The following is a 19,340-nucleotide window of genomic DNA, read 5'->3' on the forward strand; positions in this document are numbered from 1 at the left end:
CGCTTCGCGCCATCGTAATGGCGCAGGCTTGGCGATAACATACGCCAATCCAGGAAGCCGGCGTCACCGGTTTCCCCGAAAGGATCGTAAATCGTTTATGGCCAAGCGCGAGGATCATCGCTCAGTTGGCTCCCTCGAGACCATAGGCGCTGTGCAGCGCCCTGACCGCGAGCTCGGTATAAGCCTCGTCGATGAGCACGCTGATCTTGATCTCGGACGTGGTGATCGCCTGGATGTTGATGCCCTTCTCGGCCAGCGACTTGAACATCTTGGCGGCGACGCCGGCGTGGCTGCGCATGCCGATGCCGACCACCGACACCTTGGACACGTCGACCGAATGGGTGAGCTCGTGATAGCCGACCTTGTCCTTCAGGCCCTGCAGCACTTCCAACGCCTTGCGCAGATCCTTGCGCGCCAGCGTGAAGGTGATGTTGGCGGTCTCGCCGTCGGTCGAGACGTTCTGCACGATCATGTCGACGCTGATATCGGCCTCGGCGAGCGGGCCGAAGATCGAGGCGGAGACGCCCGGCTTGTCCTTGACCTTGCGGATCGAGACTTTGGCTTCGTCCTTCGAATAGGCGATGCCGCTGACGACATGTTGTTCCACGATACTGTCCTCATCGCATACGAGTGTTCCGGGGCCCGACCCGTCCGGCCGGTTCTGATTGGCGGCGTCGGGCGCCTCGAAGCTCGAGCGCACCTGCAAAGGTACCTTGTAGACCATGGCGAGTTCAACCGAACGCGTCTGCAGCACCTTGGCGCCCAGCGAAGCCATTTCCAGCATCTCCTCATAGGAGACCCGGTCGAGCTTGCGCGCCTTGCTGTCGATGCGCGGATCGGTCGTGTAGACGCCGTCGACATCGGTATAAATGTCGCAGCGCGCCTCCAGCGCCGCCGCCAGCGCCACCGCCGACGTGTCGGAGCCGCCGCGGCCCAGAGTGGTGATTCGCTTGTCGGGCCCGATGCCCTGGAAGCCGGCCACCACCGCGACCTGGCCCTGCTCCATGCGTTTGCGCAGCTCGGACGCGTCGATGGCGGCGATACGCGCCGCGCCATGGACGCCGTCGGTCTTCACCGAGACCTGCCAGCCGTGCCAGGAGCGGGCCGGAATGCCCATATCCTGCAGCACGATGGCGAGGAGGCCGGAAGTGACCTGCTCGCCCGAGGCGACGATCGCGTCATATTCGCGGGCGTCATGCACCGCGGCCGCCTCGCGGCACCAGCCGACCAGCCTGTCGGTCGTGCCCGCCATCGCCGACACCACCACGGCCACTTCATGGCCGGCCTTGACTTCACGCTCCACATGGCGCGCCACGTTGCGGATTCGCTCGATATCCGCGACGGAAGTGCCCCCGAATTTCATTACCAAGCGGCCCATGGCCCAAAACCTCTTTCGTCACGCGCACGGGGTCCCCGATGGGCCCGGCACGCCTTGTCCTAGAACCTTGAATAAGGGTGGGATGCGGCGCGGCGTACTCATAGATGAGGGGGCCCCTCTATGCAATAATGGGATACGACATTCTGGAGCCAAGATGACCCCTGCCCTGACCGCCCCCAGCCTCGATCCCGCCGAGGTCGAAAAATTCTCCAAAATCGCCGCCGAATGGTGGAATCCGAAAGGTAAATTCGCGGTCCTGCATGTCTTCAATCCGGTCCGGCTCGCTTACATCAAGGAGCAGGTTTCGGCCCGCTTCGCCCGCGACCCCTTCGTCAGGCGGCCCTTCGAGGGCCTGCGCTTCCTCGACATCGGCTGCGGCGGCGGCCTTCTGACCGAGCCGATGGCCAGGCTGGGCGCCGAGATCACCGGCATCGACCCCTCGGAAAAGAACATCGCGACCGCGAGCGTCCATGCAAGTGAGCAGGATCTCGCCATCGACTACCGCGCCATGACCGCCGAGGCGCTGGCGGAAACGGGGGCCACCTTCGACGTCATCCTCAACATGGAAGTGATCGAGCATGTCGCCGACCCAGAGGCTTTCGTCGAGACCTGCGCCCGGCTCCTCAAGCCCGGCGGGCTCATTTTCGTGGCGACGCTCAACCGGACGCTCAAATCCTTTGGCCTCGCCATCATCGGCGCCGAATATGTGCTGGGCTGGCTGCCCAAGGGCACCCATCAATGGGAGAAGTTCATCACGCCCGACGAGCTCGAGACCTGGCTGACTGAGAGCGGGCTCAAGCAGCTCGACCGCACCGGCGTCACCTACAATCCCTTTTCAAGTGAATGGCGCCGCGCCCGCGACCTGGACGTGAACTACATGCTGGTGGCGCAGAAGCCGGGGAATTAACGCAGCCTCGACCTCAATCGGCATTCTTGAGGGGGGCATATTTGCCCTTGTGCCAGACATACCAGATCATCGGCGGGTCGACGAGGTCGCCCTGACCATCGAAGCGAACCTTGCCGATCGGTGTATCCGCATTGGCCTTCGCCAGCGCCGCGGTGACCTTGGCGAACTCGACAGATCCGGCCGATCTGGCCGCGTCGGCCCACAGCTTGACCGCCACATAACTATGCAGCGTGTAGCCCTGAGGCTCCTGCTTCCTCGCCCTGAACTTCTTGACGACTTTCGCGCCGGCAGCACTTTTGCGCGGATCGGGTGTGAAGCTCATCAGCGTCCCCTCCCCCGCGCCACGCGCTAGGCGCCAGAACTCCATGGTCACCAGCGCATCGGGTCCGACAAGTTGCGCCGTCACACCTTGTCTGCGCATTTCGCGGACGAGCCGCCCGATCTCCGTGTGATAGCCGCCGGCATAGACGACATCGATTCCCGCCGCCTTGAGTTTCGCGACCAGGGAGGAGAAATCCTTCTGGCCCCCCGCAAAGCTTTCGCTCAGGGTCGGCGCCTGCCCCAGGGCCGCGAGCGCGGCTCGAACGCTCTGCGCCAGGGATGCGCCGTAGTGGCTGTCATCTCCGATGATGGCGATCTTCTTGCCGGCAAATCTCCGAGCGATATACGCACTGGCGAACGACGCCTGCTTGCGGTCGGAGGGCACCAGACGGAATAGTCCGGGACCCGGACGCTGCTCAGTGAGCGCGGGGTTGGTCGAGGCCGGCTCGATCTGAATGATGTTCTGACGCGCATACACATGCGACGCCGCGATCGAGGTGCCGCCGCAGAAATGCCCGACGACCAGCACCACCTTCTTCTCGGCCATCTTGTCCGCTGTCGGAGCGCCTTGTTTGGCATCACAACGGTCATCGCTCGTTGCGAGCACCAGCTTTTCGCCATTGATACCGCCAGAGGCGTTGATCTCGTCGACGGCCATTCGCGCACCTTGCCGCATCTGTGCGCCGAATGCCGCAAAAGGACCGCTCATGGGCCCGGCAACACCGATCCGGATTTCCGCGGCGGCGGCAACAGAAAGCATCACGGCGGCCACGAGGCCGTTGCTGGCCAGGAACAGGAGCTTCCACATGGGAGCCGAGCCTAGCTGAACGGCCAGACATCGGCGAGTGGATTCTGCGTGGCCTCACGCTCAGCCTTTCAGGCGGCCGACCATACCGCGAGCTCGTAGCCATCGGGGTCGCTGAAATGAAACCGGCGCCCACCCGGAAAATCAAAAATCGGCTTGCGAATCTCACCTCCCGCCCGGCGCACGCTCGCCTCGACAGCTTCGAGATCGTCGGCATAGAGGATGACCAGCGGTCCGCCGGAGGCGCGCACGGGAGCGGTCGTCGTCAGGCCGCCTTTCAGCCTGCCGTCATTGAACTCGCAATAAGCGGGTCCGTAATCGGTGAACGACCACCCGAATGCCGTGCCGTAGAAGCTTTTTGACCGGGCGATATCGGCCACGTTGAATTCCACATAATCGATCTGCCGGTCGTGACCTTGCTTGCTCATGATGAATCTCCTGCGGCTGAACTTCGACCATCCTGGCGTTCCCGCCTTGGGATGTCTTGAAGAAAACGGCCAGCCGCCTCAGCGTTGATCTAGCAACCGCCGTTCGTCGCCGACTGGGCCACCAGCCGGCGCGCCGTCTCGGCATCGATGACGCCGGTCGCCTTGAGGCCGGACGCGGTCTGGAACTGCGCCACCGCGGCCCGGGTACGATCAGAGAAGATGTTGTCGGGCTTCTCCAGCAGGAAACCCAGATCGTTCAGCAGCCTTTCCGCCGCGGCGACCGAAGGTGTGTCGTCGCCCGCTTGGAGCGCCACCTGATAGGTCTCGCCTTCCGGCGTACATTGCTCGGACGCGCTCTCGTTCAACACATAGAGCCCGCTGAGCGACGTGCCATCGGCATCGAGCGAGCTCAGCAGGCGCGATTCCTGGCCAAGCGAGAGGCTGCGCAGACTTCTGGCCAGGAGGCTGAGCCGCCCGTCCGGCGTCAGCGCCAGATCGGCATGGCCGCCGTCGCACTCGATGCTGCAATGGATCAATCGTCCACCGCTCTCGGCACAGGAGGCGCCGGCCAGAAAGATCGTGTTGGGCGTGTCCCACTCGGTGAACTGGATGTCGATGCCGTTCTTGTCGAGCTTCGCGGTGATGGAGCGCACCGGCCCGTAAGTGCGCGGCACCTCCGCCCGGTAGCACGCGCCCTGCTTGATCTCCTGCGCCTGCGCCATTCCGGCGCCCGACGCCAGAAGGAGGATCAGAGCGGCCCGCAATACACGCCTCATTGCCAGTTACCCATGATGATGAAGGGAGCCCAGTAGAAGGGATGTTTGAAGCCATCGAGCTTGACCGGCGCGGGCGCGGCGCTATCGGCCTCTTCGATCGCGGTGGCGCCGCGGCGCGCCGTTTCGGCGACGACGCTTTCACTTGCGTCGCCCTGCCCCAGCGTGCCGGCGATGAATTCGCGTTGCACCGTCGCGAGCGCTTCCGCCTTGCCGAGATTGCGCCTTTCGCGCAGCTCGTAGAAGCGTTGCATCATCAGCGAGGTCGACAGGTCATTGACCGGCCACAGGCTCGCCAGGATCGCCCGCGCGCCGCCCTTGCGCGACACTTCCGAAAAGCTTTCGATGTCGCGCCCGTCGCTGTTGGCGAGACCATAAGCGGTCGAGCAGGCGGACAGCGTCAGGAGATCGACACTGCCGAAATCATAGGTGAAGCGGTCGGTCTTGATATCGGCGAGCGACAGCAGGCTGCCGTCGCCGAGCAGCAGGTTGGAGTCCGTATCGGTGGGACCCAGCGCGAAATGCGATGCGATATGGACAACGCCGAGCGCGCCGCTGTCCGGTGGTCCGAATTGCAGGGAATTCTTCAAGGCGTCGCGGGTGAAATCCTTGTCGAGCACGATCCGTCCCTGCAGGAAGCCATAGGATGACGCATCGCCCTTGACGATGCCGGCAAGCTCGGCGCGCACATTGGGTAGAGCGGAGAAGTCTTCCGCCGCCCGGGTCATGCCGAGGGCCGAGATCTCGAGGCCGGTGCGATGGTCGCCCGCGACTTCATAGCCGGCGTCGGACAACAGCGCCAGATTGTAGGTCTGCGCCAGATAGGCCTTGCCGTCATGCAAGGTGGCGAAGGGAATGTAGCGCAGCCGCCGGTCGGGCGAGACGAGCAGCGTATTTATGCCCGCCGCCTCGATCTCCTTCTGCAAGGGGCCGATGAGCAGCTGATAGAGATCGCCCGCCAGCGGTGCCGGATCGCTGCCGGGATCCTGAAGCAATGCCCGGAACTGATCGAGCTTGCGGTCGAGCTTCGCCTCCTCGAACGGCGCACCGTCGAGCGTCTCGACCGTATGGCTCACCTGGAACTGCGCCGTGGTCAGAATGACATGCAGGCGTTGCGGTAGCACCACGAAGTGCAGCGCCGCCGTCTTGCGTCCCGCCTCGCTGCGCAGGAAGGATTGCAGCGCCTTGAGATTGTCGAGATCTGCGGCACGCTCGTCGCGACCGAGACCGCGCGCCGCGGCAAGCGCCGTGTCGAGCTGCTGCTGGAACGCTTTCGCCGCCTCGGCCAGCTCCTTCTCGACTTTCGCCATCTCGGCCTTGTCGGCGTCGCTGAGCTTGCCGTTGCGCGCCTTCCAGCGCGCGTCGGCGAGCCAGCGGGCTTTGGCGGTGACCGGCACGGCGATCGCGCCGAGCGCTCCGGTGAAATCCTGCTCGAGCTGGTCGAGCGTGAAACCGTCATAACCGCGCTTGCGGTAATCCTGGTCACGCCCGACGAATTCGTAGGTCTCGAAATCCTTGAGCAGCCCCATCACGTAGCGTGCTTCCGCCAGGCGTTGATGGCGGACGAACAGATCGGCGAGCCAGCGATAGTGATTGGCGGCGACGTCGCGGAAGCAGGTGCGCAAGCCCTCCGGCAGCTGGGCGATATCGCGGCGCACCAGCTGCAGCTCGTTGACCGCATATTTGGCGAGCGTCAGCGCGGCGTCATCGAAACCGAGCGCCGATACCCGCTCGCTCGCCCGGCTCAGGAGGCAGACCTTGGTCAGCCGCCCCGGCAGTGCGCCGTCGAATATCGCATCGACAGCGGCGAGCTTGAGCTCGCTGGTGAGCGCGGTGAATTCGAGCTTCAGCGCGGCGTCCTTGTCACCTTCAGCGGCCTTCGCTTCCGAAAGCCGCCGCGCGCTGACTGCAAGGCCGCGGCTCAAGGCGCCGCGCGCCAGCTGCTGGTCGAAGGCCGCCTGTGCGGTGGCGACATCGGCCGCCGGAGCTTCCGCGATCTCGGCGGGCGGGTCGGACAGCAAACCGAGCAGCACCTTCGCCTCGTCTTCGCCACGCGCCGCAAGCAGCCGCACATAATCGAGCAGGCCGTCCGGCAGCTCGGCGCTGCGCCGGCGCAGATTGGCGGCGACGATCCGCTTCACGGTGTGGAGCGAGGCCTCGACATCGTCATAGCCGGCTGGCAACGGGCGCAACAGCGCGATGGCGCCGCGGAAATCGCCATAGACGGCGCGTGTATCGGCAAGGGCGCGGGCCGGCATGTCATCCTCGGGATCGGCATTTTTCTGCAGATTCTCGAGCGTCGCATAACCGAGCCCGGTCAGGCCTGGATCGAATTCACCATTGGCGAGGCCGCGCGCCAGAGGCAGGCATCCTTCCTTCTGCGGACAGAGGAGGCCGAGAAATGCCTGCACAGCGTCATTCAGATCCTTCGGCGTGGCGTTCGAACGGCGGCCCGCTTCGCTCAGCAGGAGTACGCCGGATCGGGCGTACCATTCACTGCCCATATAGGAGTCATCGCCTTGCGGCGCCTCGGCCGGGGCATTGTGCTTGAGTATGGCATACGCCTCGTCTTTCGACGTCTCGAGGCCCGGCGAAGCGATGAGCAGACGGGCGAGCTTGGTCGAGGCCGAGCGGTCACTCGATTCCTCGACGGCGGCAGCGTTGCGATACCAGGCCGCCGCCTGGGCGGCATCGACAATGCCGCCGCAGCTCACGCAGAGATAGGCATCACCGATCGCCAAAGCGAGCTTGCTGTCCTTGGCGATGCGCTCCTGCAGCCAGGCGGCGCCTTCTTTGGCGGCGAGGAACGGGCTCCCCTCGACGATGCGGTTCTGCAGCGCCGTCGCGAGATCCCAGGCCATCGGATTGGCGGCATGAAGGTCCACCGCTCTGTCATAAAGCGCCTTAGCCTGGGCGAATTTGCCTTTCTCGTCCAGCATTTCGGCGAGAGAGAAGGCGGCTTGCGGGCTGCCGGCATCGACCGCGACGCCATAGAGGCGCTCGGCTTCGGCGAGATCAGGTGTCTCCTGGTAGCGGCGGATATGCGCCAGCCGCAGCGCCGCGTCGGCAAGCCCGTCGGCCGCGGCCGAAGCGATGAGATCTATGCCGAGATCGCGCGCCGGCCGTTCGCCGCCGCGGCCTTCGAGCATCATCTGGCCGAAGATGAGACGCTGCTCGGGACGAGCGCTCTTCACCACCGCGAGCGCTTGCGGAAAATCGAGAGCGAGCCGCGTTATGCGCGATAGGTCGCCGATCTCGGATATCGAGATGGAGACATTCTGGAAGGCCGGCGTCTCGCCGCCTTCTTCGCCGCCGGCATCTTCGCGCTGCTCCTGTTCCGCATCATCGACGGCCAGCATCGCCCGCACATAATCGGCGGCCCGCGCGCCATCCGACCGCGACGCTTCGTAAGCGGCGAAGGCGCTGGCCGGATCGCGCAGATCGGATGGATCACGCAGCAGGAACCGCGTCGCCCTGGCGGGATCGGGCACGATGCCGATACCGAACTGATAGGCGCCGGCCAGCATGTTGCGCGCATCGCGATTCTCAAGCGCGAGCTTCTCGAGCAGGATCAGCGCCGGCTCCGGCATCGGATCGACGCCGATACCGTAAAGCGCGCGCTGGGCGGCGAGCAGATAGACATCGCCGGCATTTTCATATGCCGCCGGTGGCGAGACATCTCCGGCGAAGCTTGCGAAATCATCGCGCACGAGCGGCCAGAAGCGGGCGAAGATTTCCTCCTCGCCGATCGCCGTGCCGCCAATCGCAGGTGGGCCTTCGTAGCGATTCCAGCGTCCCAGCACCAAAGCAAGGATGCGGTTGCGCAAATGGGTCGGCTTCAGCAGAGCCGCCTGCTCGAATTGAGCTATCGTCGAAGCACCCGTCGCAATGCCATATTCCGTCGGCACGAATATATAGTCATAGAGCGCCTGCGCGGCAGCGCCTTTATCCGCATCACAGGCGCCTTCGGCGACCGGATGCACAGCCGCGGCGAGAACATCGCCCGGCATGGGAAATCCGGTATCGGAGACGGTGCTGTCGGGCGCCGTGCTCGCCGCCATGCGGTTCCAGGCGGCGCGTGTCGCCGGCCCGAAGGCGCCGTCGATCGGCCCGTCATGGCAGCCATGGAGGCGGCTCACCTGCTGGGCGAAACGCAGATAGGGACGCACCGGCGCGTTGGCGCGCTTCTGCATCTTGATCGTGTCTTCGAAAAAATCGTTCGCCAGCAAAGGGCACAGCTTCGCGCCATAGATCCGGCTGTCGGCCTTCAGGCGCGGCACGCCTTCAGCGGCCCCCTTGGCCATGCGGTCGAGCATCGCCGCCTTGTCGGCCTCATCGGCGGGAAGAAACGTATCGTTCTCGCCGAGATTGTTGACATTGGAGCCGAAGCCGGCGCGCCGCGCCAGCTCGATGAGGGAGTGGCCGGACCATTCGGAGAGCAGCACCAGACGTTCCGCCGCCTGAATATTCTCGATACCGGGGCAGTTCGTCGCCGCGAGCGCCTTGTCGAAATCCTTCCGCACATCGGCTTGCGCCGGACCGCCGCCCGCGAAGGCGGCGCAAATGAAAATCGCGAACACGCCGAGATGGCGGTAAGCCTGTGGGAGAAACATGATGTCGCCTGTCTGCTAACCTTGCGGCAGGGCGAATAGACCATAGGCCTTGCGAAGGCTCAAGCCGACAGACACTTATAATTAAGCGATGAGATCAGTTGCCGTCTTCGGGCAGTACCGGCAGAGGATGGATATCGATCCCCTCCTCGATGAGTTCCTTGGCGTCCTGGGCGGTGGTTTCGCCATAGATGCCGCGCTTGTCCGATTCCTCATAATGGATCTTGCGCGCTTCTTCGGCGAATCTGTTGCCGACATATTCGGCATTCTCCTCGACCGCCTTGCGCATCTCGCGCATCATCTGGAGAAGCTTCTCCTGGCGCGGATCGAAGGCGCTGGCGAGCACCGGCTGGGCGGCCGACGCCGAAGCTGCAGGCCTGGTGGGGCCTTCCTTCTTGCGGTTGCCCTTCACCGGAATGCCCGGCGCCATCAGCTGCTTTTCGATCTTGGCCGAGCCGCAATGGACGCAGGTGACGAGGCCACGCTTGGCCTGCGCGTCATAGGCGGCGCTGTCGGAGAACCAGCCATCGAATTCATGGCCTTTATCGCAAATGAGATCGTATCGGATCATGACGCTTAGGTAGCAACCTCTCCCTGGGCATTCAAGGTGACCTGCTGGTCATGCATCAACACCGGGATTCGCCGTCTTGCATCAAGGACTTGCGATCTGTCGATGGTGGTCATGACAAGCTCGGGCACCTCGCCGCCTTCTGCTATTGTTTCGCCCCAGGGAGAAACAGCAAGACTCATGCCATAGGTCTCACGACCGCATTCATGGAGGCCGCCTTGCGCCGGCGCCAGAATGAAGCTCCCGGTCTCGATGGCGCGTGCCTTCAGCAGAACGTCCCAATGCGCCTCGCCGGTGACCTTGGTGAAGGCCGACGGCACCGTCAGGATCTCCGCGCCTCTCTTCGCCAAATCTTTGTAAAGATGAGGAAATCTTACATCGTAGCAAATGGTGAGGCCGAGCGTCGCGAAGGGCAGCGGCACCACCGGCACATCATGGCCCGCCGCATAAGCGGCCGATTCGCGAAGTACCTGGCCGTTCGGCAGGTCGACATCGAAGAGATGCACCTTGTCATAACGGGCCACGACCGTGCCATCGGGGGCGAACAACAACGAGCGGTTGAGAAGCCTGGCTCCCGGGCCCTTGAGCGCGAAAGAGCCGGCCAGGAGCCAGATCCACTTATCGCGCGCCAGCTCGGCAAAGGCCGCGACCGAGGCGTCCTCGGCTTCGGGCCGCACGAGGCCGCGCAGCCGGTCGCGATCCGTTTCCAGGATATTCGTCATTTCAGGCGTGGCGACGAGGCTTGCGCCTTGCCGGGCCGCTTCCACGATCAGGGCGGAAGCCTCGGCGATATTGCGCGCCATGTCCCGCCCCGAGCGCAGTTGGATGAGGGCTGCTTTGAAACTCATGCCCCGGCGAGCAGCGGATCGAGCTTGCCCTGGCGGTCGAGCGCATGGAGTTCGTCGCTGCCGCCGACATGCGTCTCGCCGATGAAGATCTGCGGCACGGTGCGCCGGCCATTGGCCTTCGCCATCATGCGCTGCCGCTCATCCGCGTCATAGCTGACATCGATCTCGGAGAATTCGACATTCTTCCGGCGCAGCAGCGCCTTGGCCGAATGGCAGTAGGGGCAGAAGGGCGTCGTGTAGATGGTGACTTTCGACATGGCCGTCACGGAAAATGGGACAATGATCGTACCCTAAATATGGAACTGCTTGGGCTTGGGTACAAGCGCGAAGGTCAGGACATCCACGCGGCCAGCGCCCGCCTGTTTCAGCGCACGGGTACAGGCCGTGAGCGTCGCGCCGGTGGTGCGGACGTCATCGACGAGCAGGAAGGACTTGCCGACGATGTCAGGCCGGTAGCGCTCCGGCACGATAAAAGCGTTGCGGACATTGCGCTGCCGCTCCTCGAGATCGAGGCCGGTCTGCGCTTGCGTCCGCTTTTGCCGGTGGACGAGATGCGGCGCGAAGGGCTTGTCCGCCGCGCGGCAGATATGTTTGGCAAGAATGGCCGACTGATTGTAGCGCCGCCGCCAGAGCCGGAAGCGATGCAGCGGCACCGGAATGACCGCATCGGCGTCGGCGATGAGCTGCGCCCCGGCGCGGCGCATGAGCCTTGCCATCACGATCCCCGCCTCGTGGCGATCGCGGTATTTGAGGGCATGCGCCAGAGCCCGCGCCGTCTCGTCGAAAACCAGCGCCGCACGGGCGCGATCCCAGAGAGGCGGATCGGCGAGCGCCGCCGCACTCACCGCATCGGAGCCGGGGTCATAGGAAAAGGGTAAACCGAGCCTCTCGCACAAAGGCGCCTCGATAAACGAAAGCGCGCTCCAGCATCTGGTGCAGAGGCCGGACGCTACGCTCACCGCATCGTGGCAGGTCAGGCATTGCGGCGGAATGAGCCAGTCGAGGCTCCATCTGCCGAGGCGGGCGGCCCCGTCCGAAATCTGCGCGAGCGTCAATGCGGCCATGCCGGATTGTAACATGGAATCCGGGGGACGCTTCGACTACGTTCCGCGCCATGACGACCGACCTGCCCCAGCTTTTCGACAAGGCCCTCCGCCGCCGCCATCTGGCGCGCGTCGCGCCGACGCGCCCCGCCTTCTATGCCCAGGCGCTGGCGGCCGAGGTCGAAAGCCGGCTCGGCCTGATCCTGCGCGACTTCAAGTCGACGCTGATCTTCGGTCCCGCCGCCGGCGAGATCAGGGCCCTTCTCTCAGGCCTCAGCCGGCTCGGCCGCATCATCACCGCGGCACCGGCGCCTGGCCCCGGCATCGATTTCGTCTTCGACGACGAGGCGGTGCCGCTCGCGCCCCAAAGCCTCGACTGCATCATCAGCCTGTTCGGCCTCCACAGCGTCAACGACGTGCCGGGGAGCCTTGCCCAGTTCCGCGCGGCGCTTCGGCCCGACGGACTTTTCCTGGGTGGCCTGTTTGCCGGCCGCACGCTGGTCGAATTGCGCGAAGCCTGGCTCGCGGCGGAAGCCGAACTCACCGGCGGCGCCAGCCTGCGCGTGGCGCCCTTCGCCGATCTGCGTGACGTGGGCGCCCTGATGCAGCGTGCCGGCTTCGCGCTGCCCGCCGTCGATCTCGACCAGACGACGGTCAGGTACAAGGACGGTTTGTCGCTCATGCGCGAGATCAAGGCGCTGGGCCTGCAGCATTCTCTGAAGGCGCGCGCCCGCCGGCCGGTGACGGCGAGCCTCCTCGCCCGCGCCGCCGCTCTTTACGATGCGCGCTTCTCGGATCCCGACGGCCGCGTGCGTGCCACCGTCGAGACCGCCTGGGCGATCGGCTGGGCGCCGCATGCATCGCAGCAGCAACCCTTGCGCCCGGGCAGCGCCAAAGCGCGCCTGGCCGATGCGCTCAAGACACAGGAAGTGAAGCTAGAAGACAAACTGGATTGAATATCAATCGGTGACGGTCAGGCTCACTTGCCCGAGCCTGGCGATTTCGATCACCACCACATCACCCGCATTCAGCCATTTGGTCTCGACAAGGCTGCCGAGGAACACGAATTCGCCGCGCCGCAACCCTTCGGCGCTCCGCTGGTTTGCCAGCCAGGCCAGCGCCGCGAGGGGATGTCCCATCACCATGGCGCCGGTGCCGCGCCCGACCTCGTTGCCATTGATGCGCATATGACCCGCGAGCGCTGCCAGATCGAAGGCGCGCCATTGCGTCACCGGCACCCCGAGCGCGCACCCCGCATTGAAGAAATTATCCGCGATCAGCGTGGGGGCGCCGAGCGTGCGATAGTCGGCATAACGATCATCGACGATCTCGATACCCGCCATGACGGCGCCGACATGAGGCAGAAGTGTTTGCGGCGTGTAGTCGTCCCGACCCGGCTCGATGTCCGTCCCGATCTCGACGACGATTTCGCATTCGACGCCGAGCTTGCGATAGTGCGGGCGGGCAATTTCGGCATGCGCTCCAAATACCGTCTGCGCGAAGACGCGGCCGGCGCAGGGATTTCCGATGCCGAGAAATTTCTGCATGACCGGCGTCGTGCAGCCGATCTTGTGCCCGACAAGGGCGCCCAGCTTCTGCGCGATGAGATCGTTCGTCTCGGCTTGTAGCGCGTAAGCGGCCGCTTCGTCTCCAGGGCGCAGAGCGATATCGAGATCGATCGGTGAAAGCGAAAGCCGCTGGCGAGCGAGGACTTCGGCCGCGGTCCCGCTCATCGGCATTATAAGAGATCGATGAGATGCGGGATCAGCGGCAGGTCGGCGGGCGGCATCGGATGCTCGCGCAACCGGTTGGGCTTCACCCATTTGAGCTCCTGGCCCTCGAGCGCGGTCACCATGCCCTTCCAGCGCCGGCACACATAAAGCGGCATCAGCAGATGGAATTTTTCATAAGCGTGGCTGGCGAAAGTGAGGGGCGCCAGACAGGCTTCGGTGACATCGATGTCAAGCTCTTCCTTGAGCTCACGGATAAGCGCCAGCTCCGGACGCTCGCCCGCTTCGACCTTGCCGCCCGGAAATTCCCACATGCCGGCCATCGCCTTGCCTTCCGGCCGTTTGGCGATGAGCACGCGGCCATCGGCGTCGACCAATGCGACGGCCGCGACGAGAACTAGCGCGTGATCAGGAAAAGTGGGCACCGGTTTTCCGTCCGATCACGCGCTAAATTAAGGATAACGATCACGTTTATCAATTCAGGTCGAATCGACCTGAATTGATCGTGATCTGGGGGCAGGCCGCTCATCAGCTGCGATAGGAGCCGTTGATGTCGATATAGCGGTGGGTGAGATCGCAGGTCCACACCGTGGCCCGGCCCTTGCCCACGCCGACATCCGCCTTGATGACGATCGAACGGCCTTTCATATGCGGCATGATATCCGCCTCGCGATAGTCGGGCGCCTTCATGCCGTTCTTCGCGAGCTGCACGCCGCCGATCCAGATCTTGAGCTTGTCGCGGATCGCCTTCTCGCCCGATTTGCCGATCGCCATGACGATGCGGCCCCAATTGGCGTCCTCGCCGGCGATCGCCGTCTTGACCAGCGGCGAATTGGCGATCGCCATGCCGATGGTGCGCGCCGCTTTGTCGTTTTCGGCCCCGGCGACGGTGATCTCGATCAGTTTCTCCGCACCCTCGCCGTCCTTCACCACTTGCAGCGCCAGGTCCTGGCACAGATCATCGAGCGCCTTGGCGAAAGCCTTCAGCCGCGGATCGGCGTCGGATTTGAGACCTTTCAGCGCCGGGCCGGCCGTGCCGGTGGCGAAAGCGAGCAGCGTGTCGGAGGTCGAGGTATCGCCGTCGACGGTGATACAGTTGAAGCTCTTGGCAGAGCTGCGGCTCAGGAGCTTCTGCAGGATCTTGGGCGGGAGCGCCGCGTCGGTGAAGACGAAGGAAAGCATCGTCGCCATGTCGGGCGCGATCATGCCCGAGCCCTTGGCGATGCCGTTGAGCGTGACGGTGACGTCGCCCAGGCGCGCCTTGCGGGTGGCCGCTTTGGGGAACGTGTCGGTCGTCATGATGGCGCGCGCGGCGTCCGCCCAGGCATCGGCGCGCAAGGCGCCAAAGAGCTGCGGCAGGGCCTTGACGATGGGCGCCGGGTTGAGCGGCTCGCCGATGACTCCGGTCGAGGCCTGAAAAATCTCGGCCGGCTTGCATTTGGCCTGAGCGCCGAGCGCCTTGGCGACCGCGGTCACGGTCTTGACTCCGGCGCTGCCGGTGAAGGCATTGGCGTTGCCGGAATTGACGATGAGGGCGCGCGCCGCGCCGCCTTTCAACTTCTCGGCGCACCAGTCGACCGGCGCCGAGCGCGATTTGGAGGTGGTCAGAACCCCGGCGACGGACGTGCCGGGCGCCACAAGCGCCAGAAGCACATCGGGACGGTTCTTATAACGTATGCCCGTCTCGGCGACCGCGAAGGTGACGCCGTCCAGGGGAGGAACCACTGGAAATTGCTCCGGCGCCAATGGCGACCGGACGTTGCTGGCCATTCTTCCCCTCCCCGAAAGTCATCGCGCGAAGCCGTCGCGTGTGGTTACTGCGGCGCCTGCATATCCGATTTGCCGCCGCCTGTCGCGGGTTCATCACCGGTAAGGCCCGGCGCGTCGGTTGCGTCCGGCTGATCGCCGCCGGCGGGCGCAGCGCCGCCCTGCTTCTGCTGCAGCGCCTTCTGGCGCAGCTTGCGGGCTTCCTCGGCGAACTTCGCCAGATCGGGATCCTTCAGCTCGACCTTCGACTCCATGCGCAGCTTGATGATCTTCTCCTGCGTCTTCTTGCGCAGCAGGATGTTGCGGATCGCCGTCTTCACCTGGTCATAGGGCTGGGCGCCGCCCATCTTGCGGTCTTCGAGCTTGATGATGTGCCAGCCGAAATCGGTCTTGACCGGCTGCGACACCTCGCCCGGCTTCAATGCGAAGGCGGCCTTGGAGAATTCCGGCACCATTTCGGGCGCGGTGAAATAGCCGAGATCGCCGCCATATTCCTTCGAGCCGTCGGTGCTGTACTGCTTGGCGAGATCCTCGAACTTCTCGCCCTTCTGGAGGCGGGCACGGATCTGCTTGGCTTCCTGCTCGGTGGCGACGAGGATATGCCGGGCCCGGACGCGCTCGGTCTGGGCGACCTTGGCCGACTCGGTTTCATAGGCCTTCTTCATCTCGTCTTCGGTGACGGTCGGAACGATCGTCTGGGCGAAATAGGCATCGCGCAATGCCTTGGCCTGATAGAGCGCGAGACGACGCTTATATTCGTCCGAATCGGCAATGCCTTCCTTGACCGCCGCCTGGGCCAGGAGATGACGCTCGACCAGATATTCGACGATATAGGGATAACGCAGCTTCGGTGGAATATCGGGCAGCTGGCCGAGAATGTCCTCCGCCGCCATTTCCACCTCGGAGACCTTGATTTCATGGCCGTTTACGATGGCGACCGTCTTGTCTTCCTTCACCTGCGCATGGGCCGGTGTCAAAAGCAGGAAGGACACCGCCGACAAGGCGGCGAATTTGGTGAATTTCTGAATCATCAGCATCGGATTCCCATTCAGGGGTCTTGGCACCGGGCGGCGTCCTTGCCGCGATGGTAGCTCATTGGCGGTCAAATCCGGCAAGAATAAGCCGCCTCCAGGCCTGATTTTCCCTAATTCGTTGTAACGCGGCGCGGACAATGGTCGCATTAAACGTCAACTTCAAGGGGGGATTTGGAACATTTACGCCCTGTGACCTTGATGCAACGCATTGAAGTCCTTGGGGAGACCGACTACCTGAAATGGGCTTGACCGAGCCAGGCCGCCGGCTTCGTTAAATTCATTTCAGGCTTCGGGGCAATTGCCCGGAGGCGCCAATTTCATTAAAAGGCGGCCCGAGACTTGCGTCGGCGACAGCGCCCCGCTCCGAAGGAAAGACATAATATGCTAGGACTGCGTTCGATCGCGTCGCGGATTTTCGGCACCTCAAATGACCGCAAGGTCGGGAAATATGCCGCCCGCGTCGCCGAGATTAACGCTCTGGAGGCGAGCCTCACCGGCCTGTCCGACGAGGCGCTCAAAGCCCGCACCGTCGAATTCCGCGAGCAGCTGGCCAATGGCCGTCCGCTCGACGAGCTTCTGGCGCCGGCCTTCGCCACCGTCCGCGAGGCGGCCAAGCGCACCCTCGGCCAACGCCATTTCGACGTCCAGCTCATCGGCGGCATGGTGCTCCATGAAGGCTGCATCGCCGAGATGAAGACCGGCGAAGGCAAGACCCTGGTCGCCACCCTCCCCGTCTATCTCAATGCGCTCACCCAGAAGGGCGTGCATGTGGTGACGGTCAACGATTATCTCGCCCAGCGCGACGCACAGTGGATGGGCCAGGTCTACAACTTCCTGGGACTGAGCACCGGCGTCATCGTGCACGGCCTCTCCGACGCCGAGCGCCGCCAGCAATATGCCGCCGACGTGACCTATGCCACCAACAACGAGCTCGGCTTCGACTATCTGCGCGACAACATGAAATTCCATCTCGAGGAGATGGTGCAGCGCGGCCATAATTTCGCGATCGTCGACGAAGTCGACTCGATCCTGGTCGACGAGGCGAGAACACCGCTCATCATTTCCGGTCCGATCGACGACAAGTCCGACCTCTATATTGCCATTGACGCCTTCCTGCCGCAGCTCGTCGAGGGCGACTTCGAGCTCGACGAAAAGCAGCGCACCGTGACACTGACCGAACAGGGCAACGTGCATATGGAGCAGTTGCTCGGCGCGGCCGGCCTGCTCAAGGGCGAGAATTTCTACGACGCCGAAAATGTCACCGTCGTGCATCACGTGCAGCAGGCGCTGCGCGCCCACAAGATCTTCCAGCGCGACAAGGACTACATCGTCAAGGACAATCAGGTCATCATCATCGACGAGTTCACCGGCCGCATGATGCCGGGACGGCGTTATTCCGATGGCCAGCACCAGGCGCTCGAGGCCAAGGAGCATGTCGCCATCCAGCCGGAGAATCAGACGCTCGCCTCGATCACCTTCCAGAACTATTTCCGCCTCTATGAAAAACTCGCCGGCATGACCGGCACCGCCAATACCGAGGCGGAAGAGTTCATGGACATCTACAAGCTCGACGTCATCGAAATCCCGACCAACATGCCGGTCGGCCGCAAGGACGAGGACGACGAGGTCTACCGCACCGCCAAGGAAAAATACAAAGCGATCATCCAGATCATCAAGGAAGCGCGCGAGCGCAAGCAGCCGGTGCTGGTCGGCACGACCTCGATCGAGAAGTCGGAGATTCTCTCCGGCATGCTGAAGAGCATGAACGTCCAGCACAATGTGCTGAATGCCCGCTATCACGAGCAGGAAGCCCAGATCATCGGCCAGGCCGGCTATCCGGGCGCCGTCACCATCGCCACCAACATGGCCGGCCGCGGCACCGACATCAAGCTCGGCGGCAATGCCGAGATGCGCATCGCCGCCGAGCTCGGCAATATTCCGCCCGGCCCCGAGCGCCAGAAGCGCGAGGACGAGATCCGCGCCGAGATCGAGCGCAACAAGGAAGAAGTGCTGAAGGCCGGCGGCCTCTTCGTCATCGGCACCGAGCGCCATGAAAGCCGGCGCATCGACAACCAGCTGCGCGGCCGTTCCGGCCGCCAGGGTGACCCCGGCCGCTCGCTGTTCTATCTCTCCCTCGACGACGACCTGATGCGCATCTTCGGCTCCGAGCGCATGGACTCGATGCTGCAGAAGCTCGGCCTCAAGGAGGACGAGGCCATCGTCCATCCGTGGATCAACAAGGCCCTTGAAAAGGCGCAGCAGAAGGTCGAGGCGCGCAACTTCGACATCCGCAAGAACCTGCTGAAGTTCGACAATGTGATGAACGACCAGCGCAAGGTCATCTTCGAGATGCGTATCGGCGTCATGCGCGGCGAAGAGGTGCCGGAGACGATCGACGATATGCGCCATCAGGTGATCGACGATCAGGTCGCCCGCCATATCCCCGAGAACGCCTATGCCGAGCAATGGGACGCGGCGGGCCTGCGCGAGAAGCTGCGCGAGACCATCGCCCTCGACCTGCCGGTCGATGAATGGGCGAAGGAGGAAGGCATCGCCGATGAGGAGATCCGCGAGCGCGTGACCCGGGCGGCGGATGAGTTCTATGCGCGCAAGCGCGAGACCTACACGCCCGAGGTGATGACCCAGGTCGAGAAGGCGGTGATCCTGCAGACGCTCGACCATCTCTGGCGCGAGCATATCGTCACCGTCGAGCATCTGCGCCAGGTCATCCATCTGCGCGGCTATGGCCAGCGCGATCCGCTCAACGAATACAAGACCGAAGGCTTCACGCTGTTCGAGGCGATGATCGCCCATCTGCGCGAGCTGACCACCGGCCAGATCATGCGCGTCGAGCTGCAGAGCCGTCCCGGCGACGATGACGACGATCTGCTTCCCGACGAGGACGATCTGCCGCCGATGCAGGCGCATCATATCGATGCGACGACCGGCCAGGACGATGTCGGCGAAGGCATCGTCTTCGGGCAGGAGCCTCAGCGCAAGGCCGGCAAGCAGCCGGTCGATCCGCAGGATCCGGCGACCTGGGGCAAGGTCGGCCGCAACGACGCCTGCCCCTGCGGCTCAGGCAAGAAATACAAGCACTGCCACGGCGCCTATGCGTAAGGGTTGAT

Annotated in this window: 16 protein-coding genes; 3 read left to right on the plus strand and 13 right to left on the minus strand. The window is 64.0% G+C overall.

Features of this window, described 5'->3' with window-relative positions; genetic code table 11:
* Positions 1-121 precede the first annotated feature (121 nt).
* Entirely contained in the window at positions 122-1,378 is a 1,257-nt protein-coding gene (locus JHL16_RS17435) for an aspartate kinase (RefSeq protein ID WP_200186135.1), read from the minus strand.
* A 154-nt stretch (positions 1,379-1,532) separates the two neighbouring features.
* On the opposite strand from JHL16_RS17435, the gene ubiG reads away from it, so the two are divergent.
* On the plus strand, positions 1,533-2,285 hold the full coding sequence (gene ubiG, locus JHL16_RS17440) for a bifunctional 2-polyprenyl-6-hydroxyphenol methylase/3-demethylubiquinol 3-O-methyltransferase UbiG (RefSeq protein WP_200186136.1): 753 nt from the start codon (positions 1,533-1,535) through the stop codon (positions 2,283-2,285).
* A 13-nt stretch (positions 2,286-2,298) separates the two neighbouring features.
* Here ubiG and JHL16_RS17445 read toward each other — a convergent pair whose 3' ends face one another.
* From JHL16_RS17445 to JHL16_RS17480, 8 genes are all read right to left on the minus strand, one after another.
* Positions 2,299-3,414 (minus strand): branched-chain amino acid ABC transporter substrate-binding protein, encoded by a 1,116-nt coding sequence (locus tag JHL16_RS17445; RefSeq protein ID WP_200186137.1) that lies wholly within the window; start codon positions 3,412-3,414, stop codon positions 2,299-2,301.
* 68 nt (positions 3,415-3,482) lie between these two features.
* Entirely contained in the window at positions 3,483-3,839 is a 357-nt protein-coding gene (locus tag JHL16_RS17450) for a VOC family protein (protein WP_200186138.1), read from the minus strand.
* A gap of 89 nt (positions 3,840-3,928) precedes the next feature.
* On the minus strand, positions 3,929-4,615 hold the full coding sequence (locus JHL16_RS17455) for a peptidoglycan-binding domain-containing protein (protein ID WP_200186139.1): 687 nt from the start codon (positions 4,613-4,615) through the stop codon (positions 3,929-3,931).
* Positions 4,612-9,225: a CHAT domain-containing protein gene (locus JHL16_RS17460; RefSeq protein WP_200186140.1), complete on the minus strand. Its 4,614-nt coding sequence runs from the start codon at positions 9,223-9,225 to the stop codon at positions 4,612-4,614. The genes JHL16_RS17455 and JHL16_RS17460 overlap by 4 nt, the downstream gene beginning before the upstream one ends.
* Before the next feature lie 94 nt (positions 9,226-9,319).
* A complete protein-coding gene (locus JHL16_RS17465) occupies positions 9,320-9,793 on the minus strand; it encodes a DUF1178 family protein (RefSeq protein ID WP_200186141.1) in 474 nt (157 codons plus the stop codon).
* Between the two features lie 5 nt (positions 9,794-9,798).
* Positions 9,799-10,638: a carbon-nitrogen hydrolase family protein gene (locus tag JHL16_RS17470; protein WP_200186142.1), complete on the minus strand. Its 840-nt coding sequence runs from the start codon at positions 10,636-10,638 to the stop codon at positions 9,799-9,801.
* Complete coding sequence (gene grxC, locus JHL16_RS17475) at positions 10,635-10,895, minus strand: glutaredoxin 3 (protein ID WP_200186143.1); 261 nt, start codon at positions 10,893-10,895, stop codon at positions 10,635-10,637. Before grxC ends, JHL16_RS17470 begins: the two co-directional genes overlap by 4 nt.
* Before the next feature lie 33 nt (positions 10,896-10,928).
* Complete coding sequence (locus tag JHL16_RS17480; protein WP_246770961.1) at positions 10,929-11,702, minus strand: ComF family protein; 774 nt, start codon at positions 11,700-11,702, stop codon at positions 10,929-10,931.
* Between the two features lie 50 nt (positions 11,703-11,752).
* Between JHL16_RS17480 and JHL16_RS17485 the strand changes: the two genes are divergently transcribed.
* Positions 11,753-12,637 carry a class I SAM-dependent methyltransferase gene (locus JHL16_RS17485; RefSeq protein WP_200186145.1) on the plus strand — a complete coding sequence of 295 codons (885 nt, stop codon included), beginning with the start codon at positions 11,753-11,755 and terminating at the stop codon, positions 12,635-12,637.
* Between the two features lie 3 nt (positions 12,638-12,640).
* Here the strand turns inward: JHL16_RS17485 and JHL16_RS17490 are convergent, their stop codons facing one another.
* From JHL16_RS17490 to JHL16_RS17505, 4 genes are all read right to left on the minus strand, one after another.
* Entirely contained in the window at positions 12,641-13,414 is a 774-nt protein-coding gene (locus JHL16_RS17490; RefSeq protein WP_200186146.1) for a 2-keto-4-pentenoate hydratase, read from the minus strand.
* A 5-nt stretch (positions 13,415-13,419) separates the two neighbouring features.
* The gene (locus JHL16_RS17495) at positions 13,420-13,836 is read right to left on the minus strand and encodes an NUDIX domain-containing protein (protein WP_200186147.1); all 417 of its coding nucleotides are present in this window, start codon (positions 13,834-13,836) and stop codon (positions 13,420-13,422) included.
* A 103-nt stretch (positions 13,837-13,939) separates the two neighbouring features.
* Positions 13,940-15,181 (minus strand): bifunctional glutamate N-acetyltransferase/amino-acid acetyltransferase ArgJ, encoded by a 1,242-nt coding sequence (argJ, locus tag JHL16_RS17500; protein WP_200186148.1) that lies wholly within the window; start codon positions 15,179-15,181, stop codon positions 13,940-13,942.
* 44 nt (positions 15,182-15,225) lie between these two features.
* Entirely contained in the window at positions 15,226-16,215 is a 990-nt protein-coding gene (locus tag JHL16_RS17505) for a peptidylprolyl isomerase (RefSeq protein ID WP_200186149.1), read from the minus strand.
* 378 nt (positions 16,216-16,593) lie between these two features.
* On the opposite strand from JHL16_RS17505, the gene secA reads away from it, so the two are divergent.
* Complete coding sequence (gene secA, locus JHL16_RS17510) at positions 16,594-19,332, plus strand: preprotein translocase subunit SecA (protein ID WP_200186150.1); 2,739 nt, start codon at positions 16,594-16,596, stop codon at positions 19,330-19,332.
* Positions 19,333-19,340: the final 8 nt, after the last annotated feature.

Origin of the sequence: Taklimakanibacter albus (assembly GCF_016595235.1) — a bacterium.
Lineage (GTDB): Bacteria > Pseudomonadota > Alphaproteobacteria > Rhizobiales > Aestuariivirgaceae > Taklimakanibacter > Taklimakanibacter albus.

What these genes read in the sequence shown, in the direction of transcription:
- JHL16_RS17450 (WP_200186138.1), bottom strand. Translation starts at nt 3,839, where the DNA reads ATGAGCAAGCAAGGTCACGACCGGCAGATCGATTATGTGGAATTCAAC.
- JHL16_RS17445 (WP_200186137.1), bottom strand. Translation starts at nt 3,414, where the DNA reads ATGTGGAAGCTCCTGTTCCTGGCCAGCAACGGCCTCGTGGCCGCCGTG.
- JHL16_RS17505 (WP_200186149.1), bottom strand. Translation starts at nt 16,215, where the DNA reads ATGCTGATGATTCAGAAATTCACCAAATTCGCCGCCTTGTCGGCGGTG.
- JHL16_RS17435 (WP_200186135.1), bottom strand. Translation starts at nt 1,378, where the DNA reads ATGGGCCGCTTGGTAATGAAATTCGGGGGCACTTCCGTCGCGGATATC.
- JHL16_RS17465 (WP_200186141.1), bottom strand. Translation starts at nt 9,793, where the DNA reads ATGATCCGATACGATCTCATTTGCGATAAAGGCCATGAATTCGATGGC.
- secA (WP_200186150.1), top strand. Translation starts at nt 16,594, where the DNA reads ATGCTAGGACTGCGTTCGATCGCGTCGCGGATTTTCGGCACCTCAAAT.
- JHL16_RS17455 (WP_200186139.1), bottom strand. Translation starts at nt 4,615, where the DNA reads ATGAGGCGTGTATTGCGGGCCGCTCTGATCCTCCTTCTGGCGTCGGGC.
- argJ (WP_200186148.1), bottom strand. Translation starts at nt 15,181, where the DNA reads ATGGCCAGCAACGTCCGGTCGCCATTGGCGCCGGAGCAATTTCCAGTG.
- JHL16_RS17485 (WP_200186145.1), top strand. Translation starts at nt 11,753, where the DNA reads ATGACGACCGACCTGCCCCAGCTTTTCGACAAGGCCCTCCGCCGCCGC.
- JHL16_RS17470 (WP_200186142.1), bottom strand. Translation starts at nt 10,638, where the DNA reads ATGAGTTTCAAAGCAGCCCTCATCCAACTGCGCTCGGGGCGGGACATG.
- JHL16_RS17480 (WP_246770961.1), bottom strand. Translation starts at nt 11,702, where the DNA reads ATGGCCGCATTGACGCTCGCGCAGATTTCGGACGGGGCCGCCCGCCTC.
- JHL16_RS17490 (WP_200186146.1), bottom strand. Translation starts at nt 13,414, where the DNA reads ATGAGCGGGACCGCGGCCGAAGTCCTCGCTCGCCAGCGGCTTTCGCTT.
- ubiG (WP_200186136.1), top strand. Translation starts at nt 1,533, where the DNA reads ATGACCCCTGCCCTGACCGCCCCCAGCCTCGATCCCGCCGAGGTCGAA.
- grxC (WP_200186143.1), bottom strand. Translation starts at nt 10,895, where the DNA reads ATGTCGAAAGTCACCATCTACACGACGCCCTTCTGCCCCTACTGCCAT.
- JHL16_RS17460 (WP_200186140.1), bottom strand. Translation starts at nt 9,225, where the DNA reads ATGTTTCTCCCACAGGCTTACCGCCATCTCGGCGTGTTCGCGATTTTC.